22 protein-coding genes are annotated in these 26,353 nt (G+C 62.8%); 9 read left to right on the plus strand and 13 right to left on the minus strand.

Annotated features, from left to right (window positions below; translation table 11 throughout):
- Positions 1–11: 11 nt before the first annotated feature.
- The 4 genes from ACOQFP_RS26400 to dapA form a co-directional block, all read right to left on the minus strand.
- Positions 12–689: a GAP family protein gene (locus ACOQFP_RS26400; RefSeq protein WP_421585990.1), complete on the minus strand. Its 678-nt coding sequence runs from the start codon at positions 687–689 to the stop codon at positions 12–14.
- Entirely contained in the window at positions 665–1,261 is a 597-nt protein-coding gene (locus ACOQFP_RS26405; RefSeq protein WP_421585991.1) for a cysteine hydrolase family protein, read from the minus strand. Before ACOQFP_RS26405 ends, ACOQFP_RS26400 begins: the two co-directional genes overlap by 25 nt.
- Positions 1,262–1,293: 32 nt before the next feature.
- Positions 1,294–3,678 carry an ATP-binding cassette domain-containing protein gene (locus ACOQFP_RS26410; protein ID WP_421585992.1) on the minus strand — a complete coding sequence of 795 codons (2,385 nt, stop codon included), beginning with the start codon at positions 3,676–3,678 and terminating at the stop codon, positions 1,294–1,296.
- 73 nt (positions 3,679–3,751) lie between these two features.
- Positions 3,752–4,693, minus strand: a complete 942-nt coding sequence (gene dapA / locus ACOQFP_RS26415; protein ID WP_421585993.1) for a 4-hydroxy-tetrahydrodipicolinate synthase — start codon at positions 4,691–4,693, stop codon at positions 3,752–3,754.
- Between the two features lie 73 nt (positions 4,694–4,766).
- Between dapA and ACOQFP_RS26420 the strand changes: the two genes are divergently transcribed.
- On the plus strand, positions 4,767–5,666 hold the full coding sequence (locus tag ACOQFP_RS26420; protein WP_421585994.1) for a LysR family transcriptional regulator: 900 nt from the start codon (positions 4,767–4,769) through the stop codon (positions 5,664–5,666).
- Here ACOQFP_RS26420 and helR read toward each other — a convergent pair.
- The 9 genes from helR to ACOQFP_RS26465 all read right to left on the minus strand — a co-directional run bounded on the left by helR (position 5,627) and on the right by ACOQFP_RS26465 (position 19,899).
- Positions 5,627–7,822 (minus strand): RNA polymerase recycling motor ATPase HelR, encoded by a 2,196-nt coding sequence (gene helR / locus ACOQFP_RS26425; RefSeq protein WP_421585995.1) that lies wholly within the window; start codon positions 7,820–7,822, stop codon positions 5,627–5,629. The genes ACOQFP_RS26420 and helR overlap by 40 nt on opposite strands.
- Before the next feature lie 151 nt (positions 7,823–7,973).
- Positions 7,974–8,390: a hypothetical protein gene (locus tag ACOQFP_RS26430; RefSeq protein WP_421585996.1), complete on the minus strand. Its 417-nt coding sequence runs from the start codon at positions 8,388–8,390 to the stop codon at positions 7,974–7,976.
- A 220-nt stretch (positions 8,391–8,610) separates the two neighbouring features.
- Entirely contained in the window at positions 8,611–9,801 is a 1,191-nt protein-coding gene (locus tag ACOQFP_RS26435) for a cation:proton antiporter (RefSeq protein WP_341244295.1), read from the minus strand.
- Positions 9,802–9,893: 92 nt separating this feature from the next.
- Positions 9,894–10,481 (minus strand): NifU family protein, encoded by a 588-nt coding sequence (locus tag ACOQFP_RS26440; protein WP_421585997.1) that lies wholly within the window; start codon positions 10,479–10,481, stop codon positions 9,894–9,896.
- Between the two features lie 30 nt (positions 10,482–10,511).
- Positions 10,512–12,464, minus strand: coding sequence for a ferrous iron transporter B (feoB, locus tag ACOQFP_RS26445; RefSeq protein ID WP_421585998.1), 1,953 nt, complete (start codon positions 12,462–12,464; stop codon positions 10,512–10,514).
- On the minus strand, positions 12,461–12,784 hold the full coding sequence (locus tag ACOQFP_RS26450) for a FeoA family protein (RefSeq protein WP_206487662.1): 324 nt from the start codon (positions 12,782–12,784) through the stop codon (positions 12,461–12,463). Before ACOQFP_RS26450 ends, feoB begins: the two co-directional genes overlap by 4 nt.
- Before the next feature lie 155 nt (positions 12,785–12,939).
- Entirely contained in the window at positions 12,940–14,094 is a 1,155-nt protein-coding gene (locus ACOQFP_RS26455) for a polysaccharide pyruvyl transferase family protein (RefSeq protein ID WP_421585999.1), read from the minus strand.
- Complete coding sequence (locus ACOQFP_RS26460; RefSeq protein ID WP_421586000.1) at positions 14,091–17,387, minus strand: hypothetical protein; 3,297 nt, start codon at positions 17,385–17,387, stop codon at positions 14,091–14,093. Before ACOQFP_RS26460 ends, ACOQFP_RS26455 begins: the two co-directional genes overlap by 4 nt.
- Positions 17,368–19,899, minus strand: coding sequence for an ATP-binding protein (locus ACOQFP_RS26465; protein WP_421586001.1), 2,532 nt, complete (start codon positions 19,897–19,899; stop codon positions 17,368–17,370). Before ACOQFP_RS26465 ends, ACOQFP_RS26460 begins: the two co-directional genes overlap by 20 nt.
- A 261-nt stretch (positions 19,900–20,160) precedes the next feature.
- Between ACOQFP_RS26465 and ACOQFP_RS26470 the strand changes: the two genes are divergently transcribed.
- Genes ACOQFP_RS26470 through ACOQFP_RS26505 form a run of 8 tightly spaced genes read left to right on the plus strand, consistent with a single transcriptional unit; the run spans position 20,161 to position 26,348 of the window.
- Positions 20,161–21,375, plus strand: a complete 1,215-nt coding sequence (locus tag ACOQFP_RS26470; protein ID WP_421586002.1) for a glycosyltransferase — start codon at positions 20,161–20,163, stop codon at positions 21,373–21,375.
- Positions 21,372–22,655: an oligosaccharide flippase family protein gene (locus tag ACOQFP_RS26475; protein WP_421586003.1), complete on the plus strand. Its 1,284-nt coding sequence runs from the start codon at positions 21,372–21,374 to the stop codon at positions 22,653–22,655. The genes ACOQFP_RS26470 and ACOQFP_RS26475 overlap by 4 nt, the downstream gene beginning before the upstream one ends.
- Entirely contained in the window at positions 22,652–23,491 is an 840-nt protein-coding gene (locus ACOQFP_RS26480; protein WP_421586004.1) for a dolichyl-phosphate beta-glucosyltransferase, read from the plus strand. The genes ACOQFP_RS26475 and ACOQFP_RS26480 overlap by 4 nt, the downstream gene beginning before the upstream one ends.
- Positions 23,488–23,811 (plus strand): STAS domain-containing protein, encoded by a 324-nt coding sequence (locus ACOQFP_RS26485; RefSeq protein WP_206487650.1) that lies wholly within the window; start codon positions 23,488–23,490, stop codon positions 23,809–23,811. The genes ACOQFP_RS26480 and ACOQFP_RS26485 overlap by 4 nt, the downstream gene beginning before the upstream one ends.
- On the plus strand, positions 23,808–25,193 hold the full coding sequence (locus ACOQFP_RS26490) for a PP2C family protein-serine/threonine phosphatase (protein WP_421586005.1): 1,386 nt from the start codon (positions 23,808–23,810) through the stop codon (positions 25,191–25,193). The genes ACOQFP_RS26485 and ACOQFP_RS26490 overlap by 4 nt, the downstream gene beginning before the upstream one ends.
- Entirely contained in the window at positions 25,190–25,615 is a 426-nt protein-coding gene (locus tag ACOQFP_RS26495) for an ATP-binding protein (RefSeq protein ID WP_206487646.1), read from the plus strand. The genes ACOQFP_RS26490 and ACOQFP_RS26495 overlap by 4 nt, the downstream gene beginning before the upstream one ends.
- Positions 25,612–25,977, plus strand: coding sequence for an STAS domain-containing protein (locus tag ACOQFP_RS26500; protein WP_421586006.1), 366 nt, complete (start codon positions 25,612–25,614; stop codon positions 25,975–25,977). Before ACOQFP_RS26495 ends, ACOQFP_RS26500 begins: the two co-directional genes overlap by 4 nt.
- Positions 25,977–26,348 carry a response regulator gene (locus ACOQFP_RS26505; protein WP_206487642.1) on the plus strand — a complete coding sequence of 124 codons (372 nt, stop codon included), beginning with the start codon at positions 25,977–25,979 and terminating at the stop codon, positions 26,346–26,348. Before ACOQFP_RS26500 ends, ACOQFP_RS26505 begins: the two co-directional genes overlap by 1 nt.
- Positions 26,349–26,353: the final 5 nt, after the last annotated feature.

Below are 26,353 nucleotides of genomic sequence, written 5' to 3' on the forward strand. Positions count from 1 at the left end.
ACGACGGTTATCTACACGAGAGCTCGGGCATGAACGAGCGCATCGCCGACGAGCACGACACCGAGCACGATGAAGACGACGCGCACCGTCGGCGGGCCGTAGCGGGTGAGCGCCCGGACGGTCGCGGTGAACGCCCGCCTGGCGCGTCGGCCCTTCCTGGACGCCAGAATCAGCACGAGGATGGGCGGTAGCAACCCGATCAGGCAGTAGGCGACGACAATGGCCGGCCACCACGGCGGACGGGGATCGTACGTCGAGAGCATCGTCAGCCCAGCGAGATACGGCACGGCCGTGGGGCCTTGCACCAGACCGATCGTCAGCCCGGTGAGGGCGAGGACGGGAATACTCGAACCGACTCGAGCTGCCCATTCGGGTGGGCGGCGTTCGGTGGTCCGGACGCCGCCGAGAGTGATCAGGACAAGACCGACCACGAGTTCTGTCCGATACCGAACCGTGGGTGTGATGGTGAAGTCGAACAGCTCGGTGAACAAATCGATGCCGAGAACGGTCAAGATGCCGAATGTGGTCGTCGCCGTGAACACTCCGCCGACGAAGGCCAGCCCGGAGGGAAACGGAGACCGGCGAGTGGTTCTCGAGTGCACCGCGAGGGCAGCAGTCACGCCGATCAGCAACACGTCGAGCGAATCGAGTAGCGCGAAGCCGACTAGGGCAAGCAGCAAGGTGACCATGGAGGGTTCAGCGTATCGGTGCGCTGAAGGCAACCCTCGGTGACGACGGCCGCGGCAGTCCGGCCAGGAGCGGTCTGATTGTCCCAGTACATGTTGGTGTGCGCGATGACCTGCGCAGGTGGCGGCGCACCCCACTCGGTCATGTCCTCCGCGGTATGGGCATCGCTCACCAGCGTCACGTCGTATCCGCGGACCAGGGCTCCGTGCAGCGTGGACCTGATGCAGAAGTCCGTGTGTGCGCCGGCGATGACGACGTGGCCCACACCGAACGCAGCGAGGTCGGCTTCGAGGCCGGTGCCCTCGAAGGCATCGCCGTGCTTCTTGTGAACGATCGGATCGCTCGGCTCGACGGGCAATTCGTCGAGGAGCTGCCAACCGTCGGTTCCGAAGAACAGCTCCTTGTCCGATGAATGCTGCACCCAGATCACCGGCGTTCTGGTGTCCCGTGCCCGGGACACCAAGACCAGGATGTTGTCGATGACGCGCTGTCTGTTGTGGACGCTTGCCATCACGTCGTTCTGCACGTCGACGACCACCAGTGCGGTTGCAGTCCGGTGCGGCAGGATGGTCACGGCATCGTCCTTCCCCTCACGTTCGTAGGTTGTCAGCTCCCGACGTACGCTGCCAGGTGTTGTCCTGTCAGCGTGGAACCGTCTGCGACCAGGTCGGACGGTTTTCCTTCGAACACCACGAGGCCGCCGTCGTGCCCGGCGCCTGGACCGAGATCGATTATCCAGTCGGCGTGGGCCATGACGGCTTGATGATGCTCGATCACGATCACCGACTTGCCCGAGTCGACCAGCCGGTCGAGCAGAGCGAGCAGCTTGTCCACATCGGCGAGATGCAGTCCGGTGGTGGGTTCGTCGAGCACGTAGATCCCGCCTGTGTCGGCCATGTGTGTGGCCAGTTTGAGGCGTTGCCGTTCTCCACCGGACAGTGTGGTCAATGGCTGTCCGATCTTCAGGTAGCCGAGTCCCACATCGTTCAAACGCTGCAAAATCTTGTGTGCCGGTAGCAGTTTCGCTGGGCCGCCGGAGAAGAACTCCTCGGCCTCGGCGACCGACATGGACAAGACCTCGTCGATGTTGCGACCGCCGAAGTGGTACTCGAGTACCGAGGCTTGGAATCGCTTGCCCTCGCACTCTTCGCACACCGTGGCGACTCCGGCCATCATCGCGAGATCGCTGTAGATGACGCCGGCGCCGTTGCACGTCGGGCATGCACCCTCCGAATTGGAGCTGAACAGCGCGGGTTTGACGCCGTTCTCCTTGGCGAACGCCTTGCGAATCGGATCGAGCAACCCGGTGTACGTCGCTGGGTTGCTTCGCCTCGACCCCCGTATCGCCCCCTGATCGACCGAGACCACATCGTCTGTTGCCGAGAGCGATCCGTGAATGAGTGAGCTCTTGCCGGAGCCTGCGACGCCGGTGACCACAACCAACACACCGAGCGGAACGTCGACGTCGACGTCGCGCAGGTTGTGGGAGTCCGCGCCGCGAATTTCGAGTACCTCGGAGAATTCGCGCACCGATTCTTTCAATGCCGCCCGATCGTCGAAATGGCGGCCGGTGACGGTATCGCTGCGCCGCAACCCGTCGACGGTGCCCTCGAAACAGACATGCCCGCCGGAACTTCCGGCACCGGGGCCGAGATCGACGACGTGGTCTGCAATGGAAATCGTCTCCGGCTTGTGTTCGACCACCAGAACCGTGTTGCCCTTGTCTCGCAACTGCAGCAGCAGGTTGTTCATTCGCTCGATGTCGTGCGGGTGCAGGCCGGTGGTCGGCTCGTCGAACACATAGGTCACATCCGTCAACGACGACCCGAGATGACGAATCATCTTGATGCGCTGAGCTTCTCCACCGGACAAGGTTCCCGAGGGACGATCCAGGCTCAAGTAGCCGAGTCCGATCTCCACGAACGAGTCGAGAGTTTCGCGGAGTGTGGTCAGCAGCGGTGCAACCGACGGTTCCTTCACGCCGCCCACCCAATCCGCCAGATCGGTGATTTGCATCGAACATGCGTCGGCGATGTTGACGCCCTTGATCTTCGACGACCGAGCCCCCTCGTTGAGCCTGGTTCCGTCGCAGTCCGGGCAGGTGGTGAAGGTGATCGCGCGATCGACGAAAGCTCGAATGTGAGGCTGCATGGCGTCGACGTCCTTGGACAGGAACGACTTCTGAATCTGAGGCACCAGCCCCGAATAGGTCAGATTGATGCCTTCGACCTTGATCTTCGTCGGCTCGCGGTACAGCAGATCGTCGAGTTCCTTCTTGGTGTACTTCGAGATCGGCTTGTCGGGATCGAAATATCCACAGCCACGAAATATTCGGCCGTACCAGCCTTCCATGCTGTAACCGGGAATCGTGATCGCGCTCTCGTTGAGCGACTTGCTCGCGTCGTACAGGGCGGTCAGATCGAAATCGCTGACCGAGCCACGTCCCTCGCAGCGCGGACACATGCCGCCGGTCACGGAGAAGGACTTCTTCTCCGTGGTCTGACGGCCGCCCTTGTCCACTTTGTATGCCCCGGCACCCGACACCGACGCCACGTTGAACGAAAATGCCTGTGCTGAACCGATATACGGCTTTCCGACACGGCTGAACAGAATGCGGAGCATGGCATTGGCGTCGGTGGCAGTGCCGACTGTGGAATGGGGATTGGCTCCCATGCGCTGCTGATCGACGATGATGGCCGTGGTGAGTCCGTCCATGACGTCGACGTCGGGGCGAGCCAGAGTCGGCATGAAGCCCTGGACGAAGGCACTGTAGGTCTCGTTGATCATCCGTTGCGACTCGGCGGCGATGGTACTGAAGACCAACGAGCTCTTGCCCGAGCCGGACACGCCGGTGAAGACGGTCAGTCGTCGCTTGGGCAAGTCGACGCTGATGTCCTGAAGGTTGTTCTGCCGTGCACCCTGTACACGAATCAAATCGTGACTGTCGGCGGCGTGCAGAGCCGAGTCCTGCGTGACCTTCTTCGTAGCCATGCTCGCGGTGTCTCCCTGATCGTTCGCGGCAATCGAGATTCACATCGTCGATTGCACCGAGTTGTGTATGCGCTCACGCTAGTCGTATCGATACGCGAGCGCTTATCGATTCCTGATCGATTCCGGTCGCACACAGCGCCTCATGGAGTCGCTCGAGATCGGCGGCGGAGGATTCCAGGAGTGGTCGGCGGACGGTGGCGTCCGAGAGAACGCCGATCCCGACCAACGCCGCCTTCGCCATGATGGCGCCCTGCGTCGTGCGCATGACAGAGGTGGTCAACGGCAACAGCGACCGCTGCACCGCGTTCGCCCTCGCCAGATCTCCGGCGCTGACGGCAGCGATCAGCTCGGCGTTCCGGTCGGACACGAGATTGCCGGTGACGCTGATCAATCCTGTTGCCCCGCAGGTGAGATAGGGCAATGCAAGCTCGTCGATTCCGCAGTAGTAGGCGAGGTCCGACGACGCCATGACAGTCATCGCCTCGTACAGGTCGCCCTTCGCGTCCTTGACGGCCATGATCGATGGATGCTGTGACAGCTCGATCAACGTCGACCCCTCGATGGCGACGCCGGTGCGCACCGGAACGTCGTACACCATGACCGGTAGCCCACCGGCATCGGCGATGTCGAGAATGTGCGCTGTGATGCCGGCCTGAGTTGGACGGGAGTAGTAGGGGGCGGTGATCAGCAGGGCGTCGGCACCGGCGGCCGCAGCGGAGCGTGCCATGTCGATTCCCGCCGAGGTGTCATTGGTTCCAACTCCTGCGATCACCGTCAACGCGTGGTTCGAGCGATCTCGGACCTGCGCCAGTAGTTCCGAGATCTCGTGGGTGGTCAGGGTCGGTGCTTCGCCGGTGGTGCCGGCAACGACCACGCCATCGCACCCGGTCGCCAGCAGGTGATCGACAAGTGCATCGACGCCTGCTCGACTCACCCTCCCGTCCCGGTGCATGGGGGTCACCATGGCGACGAGGTTGGTACCGAAGATCGACGAGGCCGAATGAATGCTGGTCACAAGGGAGAGTGTGAACCGTAAAATTAATCCGGTCCAGCAATGCATTTTCGTCATTATTGCGTAGATTTGCTTCATGATCGACGTGAGCGCACTGCATGCCCTCCGCGCGGTGGCAGCCCTCGGCACGCTGGCCAGTGCGGCCGACGAGCTCGGCTACACGGCTTCGGCGATCTCTCAACAGATCAAGAGGCTCGAACGGCAGATCGGCACGCCGGTGCTCGCTCAGGCGGGACGGGGCGTCGTACTCACCCCGGCCGGTCGGGCGGTGGTCGAGACGGCGGACGAGGTGTTCCACGCCCTCGAGCGATGCGTCGAGGCGGCGAGGTCGGCGGACGGAGGCGTCCCACGTGGAGTGGTCCGCCTCGTCGGTTTCTCGACGGCCCTTCGCGGCATCGTTGCCCCTGCACTGCGTCGTCTGAGCATGCAGTATTCCGATCTGACGGTGATCACCCGCGAAGAAGATCCCGATCGGGCGCTGCACAGTGTGCACGCCGGGACTGCCGATCTGGCATTGATACACGACGCCGACGGAGTTCCTGCGGCGTCACCACCCTCGATCGTTCGGCAGACGATCCTCACCGACCACGGCGACGTGATCATGAAGCGAACCCATCCGCTCGCCCGACGTCGGTCTGCGCTGAACCACGAGGATCTGGCCCGCTACCCGTGGGTGACCAGCCCCGCGGGAACGGTGTGCCACCAGTGGTTTCGGCGTTTGTTCGCCGACACGCCCACCGAGATCGATGTGCGCCATCTCGTCGACGATTTCTCCACGCAGCTCGCACTGGTCGAGGGCGACGATGTTCTCGCGCTCGTTCCCCGGCTCGCCAGGCCGACCCTGAGCGACGGTCTGATCGCAGTTGCGCCGGTACGCACGCCCACGCGTGAGGTGCAGGCGGCCTGGAGACGCAGCGCCGACGCGAGCCCCGCTGTTCATGCGGTGCTGGACTCACTGAGCTCGGCATCGGGATGAGAGGTCAGAACTATCAGCCGACCCGTCGCTCGGGTCATTGCGACATACCGGTCGACGGCACCTGCGATTCCCGACCCGAACGAGTGCGGATCGATGACGACGACCAGGTCGAATTCGAGTCCCTTCGCCAACTGCGGCGCCAACGACCGAATGCGGGCGGATTCGGGAAAGGCCGGATCGCCTATCACGCAGCCGATTCCGTTGGCGTTCGTGCTGAGCCAACTGTCGATCAGCGATGACAGATCGGCCGCATCGCCGTATTCGACGGGTATCCCGCTGCTTCGGATCGAGACCGGAACGTTGGCGTCGGGCAGGACCGTCCGGATCATCGGCTCGGCGGCCGCCATCACCTCCCGGGGTGTGCGGTAATTGACACCGAGAGTGGCGATGTCGACCCGGTCGATTCCCACCCGATCGAGGCGTTCGCGCCAGGATTCGGAGAAGCCTCGACGCGATTGCGCGCGGTCTCCGACGACGGTGATGCTGCCCGACGGACACCGTCGCCGAATCATCTGCCACTGGGCGTCGGTCAACTCCTGCGCTTCGTCGACCACGATGTGCGCGAACGGCCCTGCCAGTCGATCTCCGGGGATCTCCTCGAATCCGGATTCATCGACGAGGGCATCACGAATTCCCTCCTGGCGCAGCTGGGCTGCCATCATCTCGTCGTCGGCAGCGATGAGTTCTGCGATGACGCGATCCATCCGCGCGCGCTCGGCGGCCGCCGCCAGCTCTCGACGCCGAGTACGCCGGGCGTGCTCTGGATCGCCGAGCCGCATCCGGGCGGCGTCGAGCAACGGCAGATCTGCCGTCGTCCATCGCGTCGGATCCGGTCGTTGTAGTGCGCGAACGTCCTCCGCGCTGAGCCAGGGCGCACACCGGCGGAGGTAGGCAGGCACGCTCCAGAGATCGGCGACGAGGTCGGCAGCGCCGACGATCGTCCAGGACCGTTCGAGTTCGTTGCGAAGGTCCTCGTGACGCTGCAACGATCTTCGCACCTCCTCGGTGGTGGCGTCGTCGCCCGAATATCGGTCGGTCAGAATGGTCACCAGCAGGTCCCAAATCTGCTCACGAGCTTCGTTGTGCGGGGTGCCGGGCTCAGGTGCGCGGAACGCCTCGATCCAATCGTCCGGTGTGAGGTTCAGGTCCGCCCACTGCGTTTCCACAGTCATGTTCTGCGTGGGTGGCTGCTCGTAGAATGCGATCGCCGCCTCGATCGTCGCGTTCATGTCGACGGAGGCCTTGAGCTGTGCGACCGCATGATCGGCCTCCTCGACGGCGTGCTCTCCTTCGACGACGAGGTCACGAAGGGTGCATGTCTGTACGCCGTCTTCGCCGAGGCTCGGCAGTACATCGCAGACATACGCCAGGTAGGGCTCGTGGGGGCCGACGAACAGCACGCCGCCTCGGTTGTGACCGAGGCGCGAGTCCGCGTAGAGCAGGTAGGCGGTGCGGTGAAGAGCGACAACCGTTTTGCCTGTCCCGGGCCCTCCGTCTACCACGAGTGCTCCGTGCGCATCTGCTCGGATGATCGCGTCCTGATCAGCTTGGACTGTGCCGAGCACGTCTCGCATCCGCGGTGATCGCGCGGTGCCCAAACTGGCGATGAAGGCAGACTGATCGTCGAGGGCGGCATCGGTGCCAAGTCCCGTCGAGTCGAACACCTCGTCCCAGTAGTCGGTGATTCGGCCGTTGGTCCATCGATACCGACGCCGACTTCTCAGCCCCATGGGGTTCGCGTGGGTGGCGCCGAAGAACGGCTCTGCGGCGGGGGAGCGCCAGTCCACGAGGAGCTGTTCGCCAGAGGGTCCCAACATTGCGAGGCGGCCGATGTACACGGGTGCGTCGGAGTCGAGGGTGTCAGCACGACCCAGGCACAGATCTGCCCCGTAGCGGCGGAGGGAGCGCAAGCGCGCGCTCAGACGATGAATCTCGAAATCCCGCTCCATCACCTCTTGCCCCATCCGGCCCGTCGATGTACGAACGGCCGCCAACCGCGCCTCGGTATCGGATCGAGACTGCTCGATACTCGAAAGGAGTGCTGAAAAATGTTCCTGGTCATGCCCGATCAACGTCCGATCGCGCTCGAGCGCCAGATTATCCGGTAAATCGAAGACGCCCGGTAGTTCGAAGACGCTTGGGGCGGTGGGTTTCACAGAACTCCGATCAGCTGTTCATTGGCAACAGCGAGTCATTCTGAGCCCTGCACGGGGTCTTGCCGCAAGCCCCGGGGTGCGCTATGTGTTGAAGGTGGAAAGAGACGATGTCTCGCGTTCCAAGATTCTTGCCAATGGTTCCGTGCGTATCTCACGCGACGAGGCCCCGGCCGCGATGTAGATCCAGTCTGTAGATGACGCTGCCGAACAGGAGCCGTTGCACTGCCTCGTCGGCGAAATAGCTGTCGATGTCGTTCGGCTGCAGTGTGGGGTTGTCGGCCAGGTGCTCGCAGAGTACGAGCAGGACGCTGTCGACGGTAAGTACGAACCTCTCGCCGCCGAGGTCGGTGACCGTCGCCCGACCGACGCCATTCCATTCCTCCACCGATGCCCAGTGTCGGATACCGCATCCCTCGACCGCCTCGATCAAGAGGCGTTGCGCGAAGGGTGACAGCGACGTGCGATCGGCGCGGGCCGCTCGAACTTTCGTCAGAGCCTGACGATAGGAAAGCGCGTGGGCCTGCGCATACGATCGTGCGGCACGCTTGTCGGAATGATTCTTGGTCACTGGAGTTCCAATCCTGTGTGCAGCACTCCCGCGCATTGCTGCACCGGTCGGAAGTCAGGGACACGGCGTACAACACAGTGTGACAAGGTCTTATCGCAGATCCGTCGGACCTTGCCCGTCGAGCGCTGACCCAGGCGACGCGGGCACCTGCTGCAGCTGGGGTGGCTATGCGAGTAGCTCTGGTCGGGACGATATCACGAACCAGCGGGCCGCTTCCGGCTCATCGGGCACCCGTCACCGGTGGTTCGGCCGGTTCCTCGTGCAGCAGAATTGCCACGGGCGTGTCGGTTGCGCTGTGCAGAGCGATCGAGACGATGACGGTTCCCGCGATGATGGCGAACACTTTCTCCGCAGAATCGATTCCGGACGACAGCACCAACAACCCGTACACGACGCTCGCAAATCCTTTGGGCCCGAACCACGCTGCCGACAATCGCTCGTTGCGCGCGAGCCGATGACTGCCGATCAACGACAGCAACACCGGTATCGGTCGGCCGACCACGAGGACGAGTACCGCGAAAATCCATCCGGTGACGCCGACCTGACCGAGCAGAGCCGGGGTGATGAGCGCGCCGAACGCCAGCAAGGCGGCATTCTTCGCCAGCTCACTGGTCAACTCACCCACGGGCGCGAACGATTCCGATGCGTGCGGGGCGACGCTCGCCAGTGTGATTCCTGCGGTGAACGCCGCGATGTAGGGATTGGCACCGATCGTGTCGGTGAGGACGAACAACAGAATCGCGATGGCCAGGGGCCCGGCCGACTGCGCGCGGGGTGTCACACCGAGTACTGGAAGCCGAACCAGGAGGGAACCGACAACCGGTGCCACGATGCCGAGAACGACGCCGAGCACGACTTCGAACAACACGGGGCCCAGTGACGTGGTCTCGTCGATCTGGCCGCCCAGCGTGCCGATCAGAATGAGCACCACCGGAAGCGCGAGACCGTCGTTGAGCCCGCTCTCGATGTTGAGCAGACTTCGAAGACGGGACGGTACGTCGTCGCGGCCGACCAGCGCGGCAGCGAACACCGGATCCGTCGGAGCCAGAATGGCACCGATGAGCAACGAGGTCGTCCAATCGAAACCGATCAACAGATGTGCCAGCACAGCGACGACGGCAAAGGTCAGTGGCATCCCGATGAACAGCGCTCGGGTCGGATCCATCCACTGGTGGCGCAACTTGGAGATCGGCGCGCGCTGACCGTCGGCGAACAATACTGCGAACAGTGTCACCGAGGCGATCTCACGAACGGTGTCGCTGCCGAGCCGTTCGGCATCGAAGACCAACGGGCCGGCAATCAGGCCCGCGAACAGGAATATGCCCGAGGTCGACAGAGGGCTGCGCGCGGACAAGCTGGACAACAGCACCGCGGCCAGCAGAGCCACACCGAAAGTCGTGACGAATGCCACCGGACCACACCCTCGAAGTTCTACGCTCGTGTCGGTCGACTGGACCACACCGGACGATGAAGTAGACCACAGCTTCGGTCCCCGCCGATCGGTTACCGCGCGCGTCTGGTCGGGATGATTCCGAGGAGCCGTCGACCGCCTGCGAGGCCTTTGTCGCTCTCCGCGGTCACCTCCCGTACGGCGGGAAACCGGGTACGCACCGCGCGTTCGACTCGTTCGGTCAGTGTCACGTCGGACGCGGGGCAGTGAGCGCAGGAACCGTTCAGCGACAATCGGACTCGTCCGTCGGAAACACCGACGAGTTCGATGATCCCACCGTGAGATCGAATGTAGTCGCCGACGTCACCGTCGATGACCTCGAGCACTGCCATTCGAAGGATCGCGTCAGGAGAGGCGTCGACCTGCGGCATCCATGCATCGGGCACCGCGAGAGCGCCGTGCAGAGCCCTCCGAATTCGATCACCCTCGGTCCGCCATGATCGACCGGCGGACAGCCTGATCCGTATCGCCGTCGGTTCGACGTCGATCCGAGCGATCGTGCCGTCGTCGATCGAACTCTGAAGTGCGACAGGAGCGGTGGTAACGGGGCCGACGAACGGCAGTAGGCCGGCCGGAATGATCCAGCGGAGCACCGACGGCTCACCGACCACCGACTCGGGGTGCGTCGGCACCATGGTCATTGCAGCACCATGGTCATTGTCGCACCGCACTCATACGAAAGCCCCGACGACGGTTTTGGCGGCGAACGCCATCACCCAGGCAACGACGAACATGTACCCGAAGGCTATCGCGGGCCATTTCCACGTGCCCGACTCCCGGCGCATGACGCCTATCGTCGACATGCACTGCAACGCATAGAGAAAGAAGGCGAGAAGCGCGACGATGACCGGGGGAGTGAAGAGCTTCTCACCGGCCCTCGGACCGGACTGAGCTGTCATGTTCTCGAGTGCAGTCCCTGGATTGTCCGGATCCTGCGCGGCCGCGACCTGGCCGATCGTCGCGACGAAGACTTCGCGAGCAGACAGAGAAGCGAGGACGGCCACGTTGATCTGCCAGTCGAAGCCGAGCGGCTCGAAGACGGGTTCGACGAACCGGCCGACAGCGGCACCTGCGCTGTGGTCGATGACATAACTCGAGGCAGCCGCTTGGTCGGTCGGATCGACACCCGCAGCCTGGAGGTCGGCGTCGCTGCGGAACGGAACAGTGAGCAACACCCACAGGATGATTGTGGTGACGAGGATGATCTTGCCGACCTTACGGAGGAATCCCTTGCAGGCATCCCACACCGACAACGCCACCGATCGCAATGACGGCAGCCGATAGGGAGGCATCTCCATGTAGAACGGCAACAGTGGCCCCGACCCACGTCCGATCCGGGAGAACAACCAGGCCGTGGCCATCGCCGACAGAGCGCCCACGAGGTAGAGGCCGAACATCACCACGCCCTGGGCTCCGAACGGGCCGACGCGTTTGTCGGGAGTGACCAGCAGGCCGATGAGCAGCACATACACGGGAAGACGCGCAGAACACGTCATCAACGGGGCGCCCATCATGGTGGCGATTCTGTCGCGCGTCGATGGCAGTGTTCGGGTGGCCATGATGCCGGGGATGGCGCATGCGAGCGAGGACAGGAGGGCGACGAAAGCACGCCCTTCCAGACCTGCCTTGGACATGACGCGATCCATCAGAAACGCCGCCCGCGCCATGTATCCGACTCCTTCGAGGAAGGAGACGAGGATGAACAGCAGGGCGATCTGGGGGAGGAACACCAGAACCCCGCCCACCCCGCTCAGGATGGCGTCGGACAAGAAACTGGACAGCCACCCGATGGTGACCAAGCGGTCCACTCGATCTCCGAGGTAGGCGAAGAAGTCCTCGATGTAGCCCTGCAAGGGAGCCGCGACGGAGAAGATGATCTGGAAGAAGGCGAACATCGTCACGAAGAACACGACGGTGCCGAGGACCGGATGCAACAGAATCGAGTCGATGCGCCGGGTGCGGGCATCGACCTCGGGTAACCGATACCCCGCAGTGTCCAGGATCGATTCGATCCAGCTCGTCACCTCCCGTGGAGCGGTAGGAGGCAGAACCGGAGGGCGCTGCCAAGCGCCGGGGGACGGCAGTAAGCGGCGTAGTTGATCGAGTTGCTGACGTCTGCCGCCGATGACTGCCACCACGGGAACGGTCAGAGCCCGAGAGAACGCCTCGATATCGAGCGAGCCCTGTCTGCGAGCCAACTCATCGGTGAACGTGACAACCACACACACTGGTAGGTCGGTGTTCAAGACCTGCGCGAGCATGCCGAGCGATCGACGAAGGGTCGTCGCATCGAGGGTGACGATCAATCCGTTCGGGGTGCTGGTGACGAGATCGTCCTGATCGAGAACATCCGCGACGATCTGCTCGTCAGGGCTGATCGCGTCGAGGCTGTACGTGCCGGGAAGGTCTTCGACGAGAACGTCGCGGTCACCGACTCGCGTCCGGCCCTCGTATCTGGCGACCGTGATTCCGGGGTAGTTTCCGGTCTTCGCGCGCAGTCCGGTAAGCGCGTTGAACAGCGTTGTCTTGCCGGAGTTCGGGCTTCCGACCAGCGCGATACGAGTGTCGGTTCCGATCGATCCCGCGTCTGACGGTTCGCTGGCCCCGTGAGGCCCGCAGGTCACGTCGTGATCGCCACGTGGATGCAGCGAGCTTGAACCCGTCGGAGCGCGATGTCGTAGCCGGCAATGCGAAACACGACCGGGTCGGCCATCGGCGCTTTGCGCAGCATCTCGACCTCTGCTCCGGGCGCGAATCCCAGATCGAACATCCGGCGCGCCGATGCAGGATCGAGCTCATCGCAGACATCGACCACGTGTGCGGTCTGCCCTTTTCGCATATCGGCCAATGTGGTGACAGCGGAGTCCGCCGACTCGGACGACCCAGCCCCGGGCCGTTCGGTCGAGATACGCCGCGCCTCGAGTTGGGTTGTCATGACGGACATCGGCGGGCCCTCCTCGAAACGGCTGTCATGCACCGCCAGAGCAGCACAGGCTCACCTTGGTGAACATAGGCAACCATATCCTCGTACTTCCGATATCGCCAGTACGAGGTTGCATCGTGCGGCGTTCGAGTTGCCCTCGCCGCGGCCCGGTTCGCTCATCGGGCGGCTGCAACCCACTGTCTGGCTGACTCGAAGTTGCGCCTGGCCCTCTGCCCCAGTTCTGCGCTATGTCGATGCACCTCGGCCGCGACGGACTCGCGTTGCTCGATGAGGTCGAGGATTCGGTCACCGACGTCGTCGGCGTCGAAGGGCTCGTTGATGTCGACGCTCCAGGGAACCAGCCCCAGCATCGACGCCAGCTCGCGCACCTTGACGTCGTAGGCGAGCACGAAGGACGGAACTCCGAGGATCGATGCCATGACGATGGCGTGCAGCCGTTCGCTCACCAGGACGTCGCAACTGTGGATCAGTCGGGCGGCGTCGGCGGGCGAGGTCAACTCGTGCTCGACGAATCGGATGGACGGAACGCGGGTGGAGAACTCCTGCAAGACCTCGGCGTCGTCGTGCTCTTTGAACCCGGCCTGCATGGGCAGTGCGTGCAGCTCGATCGGACGCTGCTCGTGGACCCGTACCAGGGCGGTGGCGAGCCGGTCGAGGAACAACTCCCAGTTGTCCGGGTTCTCGATATCGAAGTTGAGGTTCAGCGCTACCCGAACCGGATCGGAACCATCTGCCACAGGGTCGGCTTCGGTTCCACCGAGAAGTGATCCGGCGTCTACTGAGAAGACCGCGTCGGTGGCCAGAACCGGGGTGATACCGATCGACGCGCACAGTGCGCGGGACTTTTCGTCGCGCACCGTGAGCTCGTCGACCTGAGACAGAATCATTCGAGCGAGTCGCCGTCCGCGGGGAGTGCGCACCGGCCCGACTCCGACGTTGAGCATGGTGATGGGCTTGCGAGCGATGCGGTGGGTGAAGGTGACGATCGCGAGAATCATCAGCAGAGTCGAGTAGCGATTGCGACCGGTCGACGCGTACAGCTCTTTGACGATCGATCCACCGCCGAAACACAGTACGTCACAACGCATCAGCTCACGCAGTAACCTTCGGCGGTCACCTGCGGTGTCGATGACCTCGACGTCGAAGCGCCTCGCCAACTGGGTCCTGGTGAACTCGGGGTCGTAGCTGTTCACCACATAGTGGTGCTGTGACCCGAGCTGGGTGAGGAAGGTGTCCAGGAGCAGCTCGTCGCCGATGTTGTACTGACCGTGGGTTCCGAGAAAGACGATTCTGCGTGCGGGCTCGGTCATGGCGAGTTCTCCTTTTCTGTTGGGGGGTCGTCGAACTCGTCGGGTCGAAGTCGCGCGCGCCACCGAACGAGGAGTCCGCTGAGGAAGAGCAGTACGGCGGTCAGAGCGACGCCCAGCCAGCTCGATCCCACCACGCCGCCCTCCGGCGGTGCGAGGTCCTGAACGTCGGCGGCCGCGAGATTCAGAAGCTCGTCCTGGGTCAGATTCGCGTTGGCCGGGTTGGCGGCCGGGTCGACATACCCGTCGGTCGCGCCTGCGCTCCTGGTGCGTTCGGAGCACCCGAGTGTGTTCGGATCGAGCACGGGTGTCACGTTCGAGGGCAGCGTTACGTTCTGGTAGACGTCTTCGGGAATGAGCATCATCCCCTCGAACAGCATCGGGTTGGTGTCGGTCTTGTCGATGGCGAACGTGTGCACACCGACGTCGGCGTCCACCGTCCCAAGGTCTTGATAGCTGAACCCTGAGTTCACGGGCACCAGCTGATCGGGTATCGCCTTCTCCAAGTCCTCGACGGACATACCGCTGGTGTCGGCAGCCACACGATTGCTGGTGTAAACGTCGTCGGTGGGGAAGAGTTTCACGTTCGATGCGGGCGATCGAAGCTCGATCGTTCGGTCGTAGGCCAGCGACGGTGACGTGATGTGCAGGGTGTTCGCGGTGTTGGCCGAGCGCATCAGCACTCGGTACTTTCCGGCGGTGGTGACGTCGACGGGCACGCCGATCTCCGTGGCGCGGGGGAGGCCGATGAACGATCCGCGAAGCGAACCGAACACCCCCGGGGTGATCATGCCCGTGCGATTCCACTTGGTGTTCGAGAACAGCAGAAACGACCGAAACATCGGTGACAGATAGTAATTCGACGCCACGACGTCGGGATTGAACGCGAACATCCGGGTGTCGGGGCTCGAGATCGCATCAGGGTTGTTCAGCAGGTACAGGTTCAGCGCCGACGTACGTTCGTCGTCGGTGATGAGCTGTATCGGTGCATCGGCGGGAACACTGGCCGGGTCGAAATACGGCGTGAACTCGAACTTGTAGCAGCGACTGAGGTTTCGACGGTTGAACACCAGATCGAGGTAGGTCTGCCAACTCGAGTCCACCAGCAGCGTCTCGCGATCGGGCCGAGGCTGATCGGTGATCTCGTACAGTGCGTAGCTGTCGTTCTCGAATCTCAGAGCTACGTCGTCGCCGAGTCTGGCCAATCCTGGCTCGACGTAGCTTTCGACGTCGGGGAGGTATTCGGCACCGATTCCTCCGTTGTCGTGGATCTTTCGGTTGACGACGATGTACTTGACCTCGATGTCGCGCGCCTCGTTGATCCACCAGTCCTGCTGGTAGTAGAGACCGCGGAGGATGAGAAAGAACTCGAACTTGTTCTTCACGTCGCCGGTGAGCCCGTAGTAATAGCTCGGTTTGTCGAGGTAGTAGATGAAGAACTTGTCGATGAACTTGTGGTCGATGCCGTTGGAGTCTTCGACCAACTTTGCGGTCTCGGTGGGCGGAATCACGACCGTCTTGCCCTCGGGAAGCTCGTTGAGCGCCTGTTTCAACTCCTTCAGATCCTGAAGCGGAAAAGGTGACATGAATCCGGACATGTTGCCGGATGCGAACACCATTCGGTAGGGATCGTTGGCCCAGAACGGTGTGAAGAACACTTGCCCGATGCAGGCGGTGGCCACCAGCTTGAGCAGCAGTGCGCTGCGGGTGTGCGTGGTCGCCGCGCTCGGTCGGGGGCGCCGGCGAAGTCGGGCAGTGCTGCGAAGCGATCCGGTGGTGCTGGTCGAACTGGCGGCGCTGGTCGACCTGGAGGTGCGAGCCGGCATGCGCATCCACCGGCCGCTGACACTGTCGATCAGATAGGCCAACGTCAGTGACATCACGAGCGGGGCCAGCATGAACAGAATCAGCTGGAACCGATGGGGGAAGCGCAGAATCTGCACCACGGTTCCGGCGGCGGTGACAACCAGGTTGCCTATGGCGGAATGGCTTTCGTTGGCGGTGATGGCCAGCGCGGCCAGGGTGCGGTGGAAGGTCGGGAACCACAACGGCTCGCCGTAACCGATGGTGGCCCACATCGCGAAGACGATGGCCACATAGATCACCGCGAGCAGTTGCCGATGTGACCGGGTGCTGAACAGTCGCCTGCGCACCGGCGGAACGATCAGTGGGACGAAGATCAGAATCGTGTACAGCGCGTTGGGATATCGCGGCACCTTGGCCAGATAGTCACCGAAGAGGATCTTGTCGGTGATGCCGGCCAGATCCCAGGACAACAGGTGCAGCCACGACACCGACGCGTCCTGGATGAAATAGAAGTCGCCGGGCACCGTGTCGCTCAGATTGGTCACTCCCGCGAGCGCCACGTACTTCACGAACAAGGCGTAGGGCACCAGGGTGATCAGCACGTACAGCACACCGGCGACCACCAGGCGTCCGGTCGTGGTGCCGCCGACCAACTGGAGCCATGCCCGCAGTCGTTGGACTCGGCCGGATCGGGTGATCAAGGTGCGCGCACGATTCGGCAGATGCCGCGCGCGAGCGGGACCGCCGCGCCGTATCCACCGTCCGACCTCACCGGCGAGGAGGGTGACGCCGGTGATCGCGAAGAACAGCGTGAACAGCACCAGGTAGTGGATCGCGGGGTTGAACAGGGTGCTGACACACGCCAGCACCATGTAGCGCTTCCACGCGCGTCCGGCGAACAGCAGCGCGTAGAGCATCCACAGCGAGGAGATCAGCAGCAGGACCAGGCCGAGGATCAGGGTGTAGAAGTGGGTGACCTTGGAGTACACCATGATCAGGTAGATCAAGGAGATCGGAAAGAACGTCGCGAGGTAGATCGCCTGCGAGGACAGCGAGGTGAACACCTTGTCCATGAATCGCGTCACCGTGAGGTATGCGACCCAGAACAACGTCGGAAGAACGAGCAAGATGGCGAACGGCAGCACCTTGTAGAACCGAAACCAGGTGGTGAGGAACGAGTATCGGACCCGGAACTCGTATCCGTTGACCAGTTCGTTGAACTCACCGGCGGCTTGATCGAGCAATTGGCTGTGCCAGTTGAAGAACGGCACCAGTTCGTCGCCCGCGATCACCGCGTCGCCCCGCAGCACGGACGGTATCGCGGTGAGTACGTCGCGGAAGATGACCAGCGATGCCACGTAGTAGATCGCGCCGACGGCCAATGCGATCCACTTCGTGGACAGACCGTCGACGCCGACCGGCCGAACGATGGGTGCTATCGCTTCGTCTGCAGTGGCAGGCGTCGAGCGTTCACGGCTGCGGATGCGCATGAATCTCTGTGTCGATGACGCGAGCCAGGTCCTCGAGTGCATGACGCACGTCGACAACCATCGCCGCCGTAGCCGACTCGTCGTCCGGAGCGGACTCGAGGCGTAAACACGCCGCCGCGAGGTCGGTGGCACCGAGCGCCAGACTTCCGCCGCGAAGGCGATGCGCGATGAAACGAAGTTCGCCTGGTTCGCGGTCGATGAGTGCACGCTCGAGCGCACTCAGGTCTTCTGCGCTTCGCGCCGAGAAGGCGCTCAAGACCTCGGCCTTGGCCGAGGGCCCGAGTTCGTCCAACTCGTCGAACAGCCGGGGTGGGGCAGCAATCGGGGCCGGATCTGCGGGCCCGTCGGAGGTGATCTCGACTGCAAGGAACGCCCGTCGGAGATCCTGCCCGGTGAATGGTTTGGATACGTACGCGTCCATACCGGCAGCACGGCATTCCTCGCGGTCGCGCTCGGTCGCACCTGCCGTCAGCGCAACTATGTGCGGTTGTGCGATATCGATACCGGCGGCGCGGATCGACCGGGTCGCCTGTAGGCCGTCCATGACCGGCATGTGCACATCCATGAGCACCACGTCGTAAGGTTCCGCAGTCACGGCATCGACAGCGGCGGCACCGTTCGTCACCACCGACACGTCGTGGCCGAGTTTGGCCACCAATCGTGTCGACAGCAATGCAAGTGTGTCGTTGTCTTCTGCAACAAGGACCCGTAGCGAACGTGATGACGAACGGCGCGAGTCCGGTCCCCACGGTCCGAAACCGAGTTCGAGCGCGGCGAACTCGGGCGGGATCGACACGTCGTCCAAATCGATCTCGAACCGAAACGTCGAGCCCACCCCTGGCGTGCTGTCGACTTCGATGTGGCCGCCCATCATGCCCACGAGCGATTGACAGATGGACAAGCCGAGTCCGCTTCCGCCGTGGGTACGGGTGGTCGAGCTATCGGCTTGGGTGAAGGGATCGAACAACGTCACCAACTGTCGAGCATCTATGCCCTGTCCCGTGTCCGATACTTCGAACCGGACCCGGTCGTCGCAGACGCCGCGAGAGACGAACACCCGCACTTCGCCCTGCTCGGTGAACTTCACGGCGTTGCTGATGAGGTTGACGAGGATCTGTCTTAGCCGAGTCGGGTCCCCGATCACCGTCTTCGGACAGTCCGTCGAGTACTCGGCGACGATGGGGAGTTTCTTGCTCTGCGCCGCGAACGAGAGCACTGTGACGCTCGCGTCCACCAACCGCGCAAGCTCGAACTGTCGCTCTTCGAGGTCGATGGCACCGGCTTCGATCTTCGAGAAGTCGAGGATGTCGGTGATGAGTTCGAGCAGCAGCGAGCCGCTCAGCGTCGCGTTCTGAACGTATTCGCGCTGTTCGGGGTTCAGGTCGGTATCGATGAGCAACTCGTTCATGCCCAGCACGGCGTTGAGCGGCGTCCTGATCTCATGGCTCATCGTCGCGAGAAAGGTGCTCTTGGCCAATGCCGCCTGCAATGCTGCGTCTCGCGCAACCCTGATGCTGCGATTGAGCAGCTTCTCTCGCTGACGGAGCTTTTCCGCCTCGGAAACGGCGAAGAGAAGCCGGACGATCCCGACGACGATGGCGGCCATCGCGAAGCGCTTGGTCCATAGCACGCCTGGCCCGATTTCATTGATCCAGAGGACGAACAGCGCGCAGAACGAGAAGGTGGCGGGGACGAAGATCATTCCGCGAAACGTCGAGTCGCTCGGAGGCGGAGGCATGGGGGAGGACCAGGCTGCTGCTGCGATCAGTACGGTCGCGAGGGGCCAGAGGAGGTCGAGCGGCGAGCCGTAGGTATAGCCCCCAGTGGCAATGGAACGAACGAACACGAGATTCGATGCCGCCATCAGTAGTGCGGCTGCCACCTGAAGCCACCAGGCGGGGCTCGGACGTCGGTCGAGACCAGTGAGTGCTCCCAGCAACACGGCGACGAAAACCAGAGGTGCCGCCGGATAGACAATCGGGATGAACGTACCGATCCCGGGTGAATCGCCGGGCGCTGACACCACAAGCGATACCACGAGCGAGACCACCGCCAGCAGGCCGAGCCCCGAGATGAGCCCGTCGAGCCAGACATCGCGTGTTCGGTTGGCGACGCGACTTCGAACGATGAGACCGAGCCCGACGAAGATGCCTACGAAGAACCCCGCATAGAACATCTGGGACAGGATTGTGTTGGCTTGTCCGACAGAGGAACCCATTCCTCCGGTGAGCGTCTCGAAGGTATCGCCGGCAACGAGGCACACCAGTGCCGCGCACGTCGAGCCCCAGGCCATCCGCTCGCGCGGAACCAACACGACGCGAAGAGCGGTCAACACCGCCGCCGCCGCTTCGATCGCCAGGTGGCTCGCTGCAAACCCCCACCGGACAGTGGGAGTCGAGGGCAGCACGACCAACGAGACCAGAAAAGCTGCAAGTGCGAGGAAGACAATCACGAAGCTTGCGGTGATCGCGCGCGACCGTGCCTCGACGATCGCCCATCTGAGCGTGACCATTGCCTCGAGCCCCCTCCCCTCGCTGTTGCAGTCGAAACCCGGACTCGGCATATCGGGCCACGCCGCACGCCGAATCTTCGAAAACGCAACGGATTCAGCGATACGAACTGTGACTGGAAACCAAAATAGCGACTGGGCGTTATGATACTGCCCAAACAGCGTTGAGGCGTTCGAGTCTCACGAGACGGCGGCAAAGAACGAAATGGACTGGGCGGCCGGCAAGGACTTTGCCTGCAGTGTGACGAGGTCGGGACGTGGCGAATGACGAATGGACGGCATGATCAGCCGGAAATGCAGGGTCTGCGACTCGGCGTTGTCTCGGCTTTCCCACCGAGCCGCAACAGCTTGAACGAGTTCGGTTACCACTTGGTCAAACACCTCTCTCGTCTCGAGGAGGTCGACGAGGTCCTCGTGTACGCCGACCACACCGTTGAGGGTGCATCTGAGCACATGGAGAACGTCTCGTTCCGTCCATGCTGGCGTTTCAACGCTCTGACCAACCTCTGGCGTGTCCCACGCGAGATCAAACGATCGAATCCGGACGCGGTGTTGCTCAACCTGCAGTTCGCGACCTTCGGCGACAAGCGGATTGCGGGAGCATTGGGACTGCTGATTCCCGCAGCTCTTCGCCTGTGGCGAGTGCCGACGCTGGTAGTACTGCACAACCTTGCCGACAACGTCGACATGAAGGACGCGGGATTCGCAGGCTCAGCCCTGACTGCCAAGTTGATGACTTCGGCTGGTCGAGCTCTGACGCGCGCTCTGTTGCGCGCTGATCTGGTTGCGCTGACGATCCCGCGATACGTCGAGTTTCTCCGCGAAGAGTATGGGGCGAACAATGCCGTCCTCGCCCCGCACGGGAGCTTCGAGGACGTTGCAATGCCCACTTTCTCGGTCCCTCCGGGGCGTCGGACCATCATGGCGTTCGGTAAATGGGGTACGTACAAAACCGTCGACATGCTGGTGGAGGCCTACCGAGAATTGCTGGCGCGGGGGTACGACGACACTCGACTCGTGCTCGCAGGCACCGATAGTCCGAACTCGGCCGGATACATGGAATCGGCGGCGCAGCGCTACGCGGACGTGCCGAATCTGGAGTTCCCCGGCTACATCGCCGAGCACGAAGTGGGACCGCTGTTTCTGTCGGCGTCCGTCGTAGCGTTCCCGTACACGTCGACCACGGGAAGTTCCGGTGTACTTCACCAGGCGGGGGAGTACGGGCGGGCTGCGGTCCTACCCCGGATCGGTGATCTCGTCGACATCGTCGAGGAGGAGGGTTTTCTCGGCGTGTACTTCCGCCCGGGTGACCCATCGAGCCTCGCGGACGCGATCGCCGAGGTTCTCGACGATCCGGTCAAACGCGCCGCGCTCGGTCGGCGGAATTTTGCGGCCGCCACCGGAATCCCCATGTCCGAGGTAGTGCAGTGGCACGTCGCGCACATCCAGCGGTTGCTCGCGAAGCGGACGACGAGATGACTGCTCCCGAATTGGCATCGTCGAGGGTCGGTCGCAGGCTCGTGGGCGGTGGATCGATGTTGGCGATCGCGATGCTGGTCGCCAACATCGGAAACTACGGACTCAATCTCTTTCTCGGACGCGTGCTGACACCGGCGGAGTTCTCGGACGCCAACCTCATGGTGACGTTTCTGTTCAGTCTGACCTCCATCGCTTTGTGTCTGCAGTTGGTAGCAGCACGATTCATCTCACGATCCGACGAACTGGGGTTCGAGGGCGACTCCGATCTCCTCGCTCGTCGACTCCGACGCATCGCTCTCGGGTCCGGAGTCGTCACCGCAGTAGTGCTTGCAGGTGCATCCTCGTTCTGGTCGACGATCTTTCAGACGGCGTCATCGTGGCCGTTCGTGATACTGGCCGTGGGAATCCCGTTCTGGCTCGTCCAAGCGGTCGGACGCGGCGTCATGCAAGCACGTTTGATGTTCGGACCCCTTGCTCTCTCGTTCGTCGTGGAGATGGTTACTCGCCTCGGATTGGGCGTGCTGCTGGTGACCATGGGTTTCGGCGTCGAAGGAGCGACGGTAGCTCTGACAGCATCATTCGTCGTCACCACTGTGGTGGTGGGTATCGCGAGCAGGTCTCGCAGTCCACGCACCGGGAACGGTATCGATCGAGCCGAGGTGCGGGCGTACGCCGGTCTCGTGTCGGTTCTCCTGATCGGTCAGATCATCGCCAACAACAGCGACATATTCGTCGCGAAAGCTTATTTCACCCCTACCGATGCCGGCATCTACGCTGCCGTCGCGCTGGTGGGCCGTGCTGTGTTCTTCTTGGCATGGTCGGTTGCCACGGTGATTTTCCCGGTCGTTGCCCGGCGTCATGCGGCAGGCCGTGAGTCATCGGAGGTCCTCCGATTCGGCATCCTGGCCGTCATCGGCATCGGCGCCACGTGCGCAGTAGGAGCGCTCTGGCTCGGCGGACCTGCGCTCGGATTCGTCCTCGGCCCCGAGTACTCCGATCTCTCGATTCCACTGGCCGCCTACGCCGGGACGACCACACTGTTCGCGATCGGCAATCTCGTGGCGAGCTACAGACTTTCGCAGTCACTGGTGACCGAATCCTGGTATCTCCTCGGCGCTGCTGTGCTTCAACTCGTCCTGGTCTTGATCTGGCACAGCGACATGACGACGTTGATCGCGATGCAAGGCATTGCCATGGCGTTCCTGATCCTCGCTCTCGGGAGCCGGTCGATGACGCGCACGTGGATTTCCAACCGCAGCCGAAAAGAGGCCTTCCAATGAGCGAGGATTCGTCCGCATACCGTGCCTACCGAAAGTGGGTCACCGAGCCGTTGTGCGCCAAGCCCGTTGTATCCGTGGTCATTCCGGCCTACAACGAAGAATGGCGCATCCTTCCCACCATCGGCGCGATCGCTACGCACATGAGTGCCCGCAGTGAGCCCTGGGAGCTGATCGTCTCCGACGACGGTTCGACCGATACGACCGTCGCACTCGTCGAAGACCTGCGATTCGCCAACTTGACTCTCGTCGTCGCCGAGAAGAACACCGGGAAGGGTGACGCGGTTCGACGAGGAATGCTCGCTGCGCGTGGAGAAGTGGTGTTGTTCGCCGACGCTGACCAGTCGACGCCGATCGAACAGTTCGACCGCCTCTACTCGCTCATCGACGAGGGCTTCGATGTCGTCGTGGGCTCCCGTGCAGCCAAGGGCGCAGCGGTCAGCGGAAAGAGCTTGACGCGGCGAGTGCTGAGCAAGTCACTTCGCGTCGTCGTGTCGCGAGGGTTCGGTGTGACGGTGTCCGACACCCAATGTGGATTCAAGCTCTTCACCGCAGATGCGGCATCGACGCTGTTCACGATGCAGATCGTGGATGGCTTCTCGTTCGACCTCGAAATCCTCTATCTCGCGAACAAAGTCGGCTATCGTGCGGCCGAAGTGCCGGTCGAATGGATCGATGCTCCGGGTTCGACCGTAGAGGCCGCCAAGGTCAGCATGCAGTTCCTACGCGACCTGATTCGTATTCGCCGCTACGACCTCAGCGGTCGATATACGCGCCCCGACTCCTCGCTCGCGCGAGCTGCGACGTCCACGCCGAACGACAAGGAGACCTGCCCGTGATCATCAGAACCGAAATCGAGCCGTCACAACGGCTCGTACACCTGGTCGGCCGATTCGACGCTCACGAGACCGATGGATTCCGAACTGCCGTTTTCCCATTGGTGACAGCCGAGAACAACACTGTGCGCATCGACCTGTCGCAGGTCGCCTTCGTGGATTCTTCCGCGCTCGCCGAACTCGTGCGGCTGCAGAAGGCGGCCGCGGCGCTCGGTGGTGAGGTCATCTTGACCCAGCTCTCCGACCCGGTCCGCGTCATCCTCGAAATCACCGACCTCGCAGAGGTGTTCACCATCGACGACGCGGATACGAGCGCGTCGTGAGTACGACGTCGTCACAGGTTCGTCGTGAGCGTGCGGCCATCGAACCGACGTCGCTCGACGAAGCGGTCGATCTGCTCATCGCGCACGCTTCCGGAAGTCGGAAGTCGGAGTCGAACTCTGTTGCGGAGGTGGACCGTCTGGCTGGCCGGGTACGTGCAGAGGTCCGAGGCCTCCAGTCGATTCAGGGTGAACTGACCGAGGCCCTCATCGCCAGCCAGGACCGCATCCATGCCATGAAGACCCTGGCCCAGATCAATGTCCAGGGTGCTGCGAGCGACGAAACTATCGGACTGTTGCTCGACGAGGCGCTTGCGTTGACGAGTTCCTTTCTCGTCGTGTTGTTCACCGAAAGCACAGTCATAGCTACTGCGGGTGACACGGCGGGGCTCGATCCGTGTACGGAGACTGCTCGGCGCAGCCTCGCTGCGGCACCCGGCCAATTGCTGCGCACCACCGACGGTGACCACGCAGTCATTGCCACGCTCGATCCCGAGGGCGAGGGCGGGAATTTCATCGGGTTCTACAGGCGGACCGGCCAACCGTTTTCGACAGTGGATCTACCGATCGTCGACGCGATCGTGTCAGCGCTCGGCGTGATGATCGCGTTCAACGAGCTGCATCGATACGAACTCGAGAGGGCGGCGGTCGAGCGTGAGCATCAACTCGCTTCGGCGCTCGCGCAGTCGGTCATCATCGAGCAGCCACCTCGGTCGAGCGCGGTCGAGGTGTTCGCCAGCACCACTCCTGCTTCGCTCACCGGTGGAGATTTCTACGTGTTCGGTAAGGCACAGAACTCGATCTGGTTCGCGGTCGGAGACGTCGCAGGTAAAGGCCTGCCAGCTGCAATGTTGATGACTCGCGCGGTAGCTGCGTGCAGAGTGGCCTTCCTCGCCCATTCCGAAGCGTCGGTGGTGGATGTCTTCGGTCGTGTCGAAGACGAACTGTACGAACATTTGGACGAGGTGGGTATGTTCATCACCCTCGCCCTCGGTGTGGTCGACGAGCGGAGCCGCTCGATCTCCCTGGTCAATGCCGGGCACTCGCCGATCGTCGCGGTGCGGGCGTCGGGAGTAGAACCTGTTGCGGCGACCGTGCCGCCGCTCGGGGTGATCCGAGGCCGGGTGCCCACCGTTTCGACGGTCGACCTCGACCTCGGCCACTGGTTGATCCTCGGTTCCGACGGCTTGACCGAGCAGGCCGACCCGAACGGGGACCTGTTCGGATACGACCGGTTCGACCAGTTGTGCCACAGGCTGTACCTCGAGCGATCCTCGGCAGTGGGGGAATCGATCCTCGACGCGGTCCATGCGTTCGCGGCCGGCAGCACGGCCTCCGACGATTGCACGCTCGTGATCTTCAAGAACTCGAGTACACCGGCATGACCACACTCTCGCAATCGCGTCTGGAACTGCAACCGAACGCTTTGGCCGTGCGCGCGGTCGGTGGATGGCTCAAAGCCGCGACGGATCAGCTGGAACCCGATGCGGCAGCGGATGTTTTCCCCCGGGCCGAACTGGCCGTGCACGAGGCCTGCATGAATGTGATCGACCATGCGAATCTTCCCGAGGGTGGAGTGATCGAACTGAGTCTGGTGCTCAGTTCGGACCGACTCATAGTGCGTGTGACCGATCAGGGCGATGTGTTCGAACTGCCGGGACCGACGGTTCGTTCGCCCGGAGAGCTCAGTGACCGTGGCTACGGCCTGCGAATCATCCGCTCGCTCGTCAGCGAGATCGCGTACGAACGGATCGGATCCGGAAATCACCTCGAGTTACGGATCGACATCAGGAGCAGTGGTCAGTGACGAATTTCGATGCGGCCGAATTTCCCGCAATCAGCATGAGTGTCTCCACTGCGGGCAGAGACGAAGCAACTCTCGTGCTCGGTGGACGATTGGACATGGTCGAAGCTGTGACCGTGCGAGAACGGCTCTCCCAGGACGATCTCGTTTCGGCGCAGTACTTGGTGATCGACCTCGCTGCCGTCACCTTCGTGGACAGTGCGGGTCTTGCGGTTCTCGCGCGTGCCCGTCGGGATCGCGTGCTCGAAGGGGGAACCGTGACGTTGGTTCGCCCTCGGTCCGACGACGCAATGCGGGTGTTCCGGCTCACTCAGTTCGACCAGATCTTCGTGATGTTGGATCCAACCGAGAGCGGGTCCACCTGATGACGCGCGTTGCCCTCGTGGTCGACGACGACGCCGTCAGCCGTCTGGTCTTGTGCCATATGCTGCGTCGACTCGGTTGGGCGGTAGATCAGGCTGCGGATTCCACCGAGGCGATCGATTCCGTCGTCGACTCCCACCACGATTTGGTGATTTCCGACTTCCACCTGCCATCGGGAACGGGAATCGACGTCCTCGAAGAAGTGGAGCGTCGCGACGACCCCCCGGCCTTCGTGTTGGTCACAGGAATCCTCGAATACTCGACTCTGTCGGCAGACATCTCGGCTCGGCTGGCCGGCGAGCTCACGAAACCGGTCAGTTCCGAATCGTTGCGCAGAACACTGCACAACTTGTTTCCGCCTGCCTCCGACTGACTTTC

The sequence above is a fragment of the Rhodococcus sp. MALMAid1271 genome (genome assembly GCF_049195265.1).
In the GTDB taxonomy this organism is placed as follows: Bacteria; Actinomycetota; Actinomycetes; order Mycobacteriales; family Mycobacteriaceae; genus Rhodococcoides.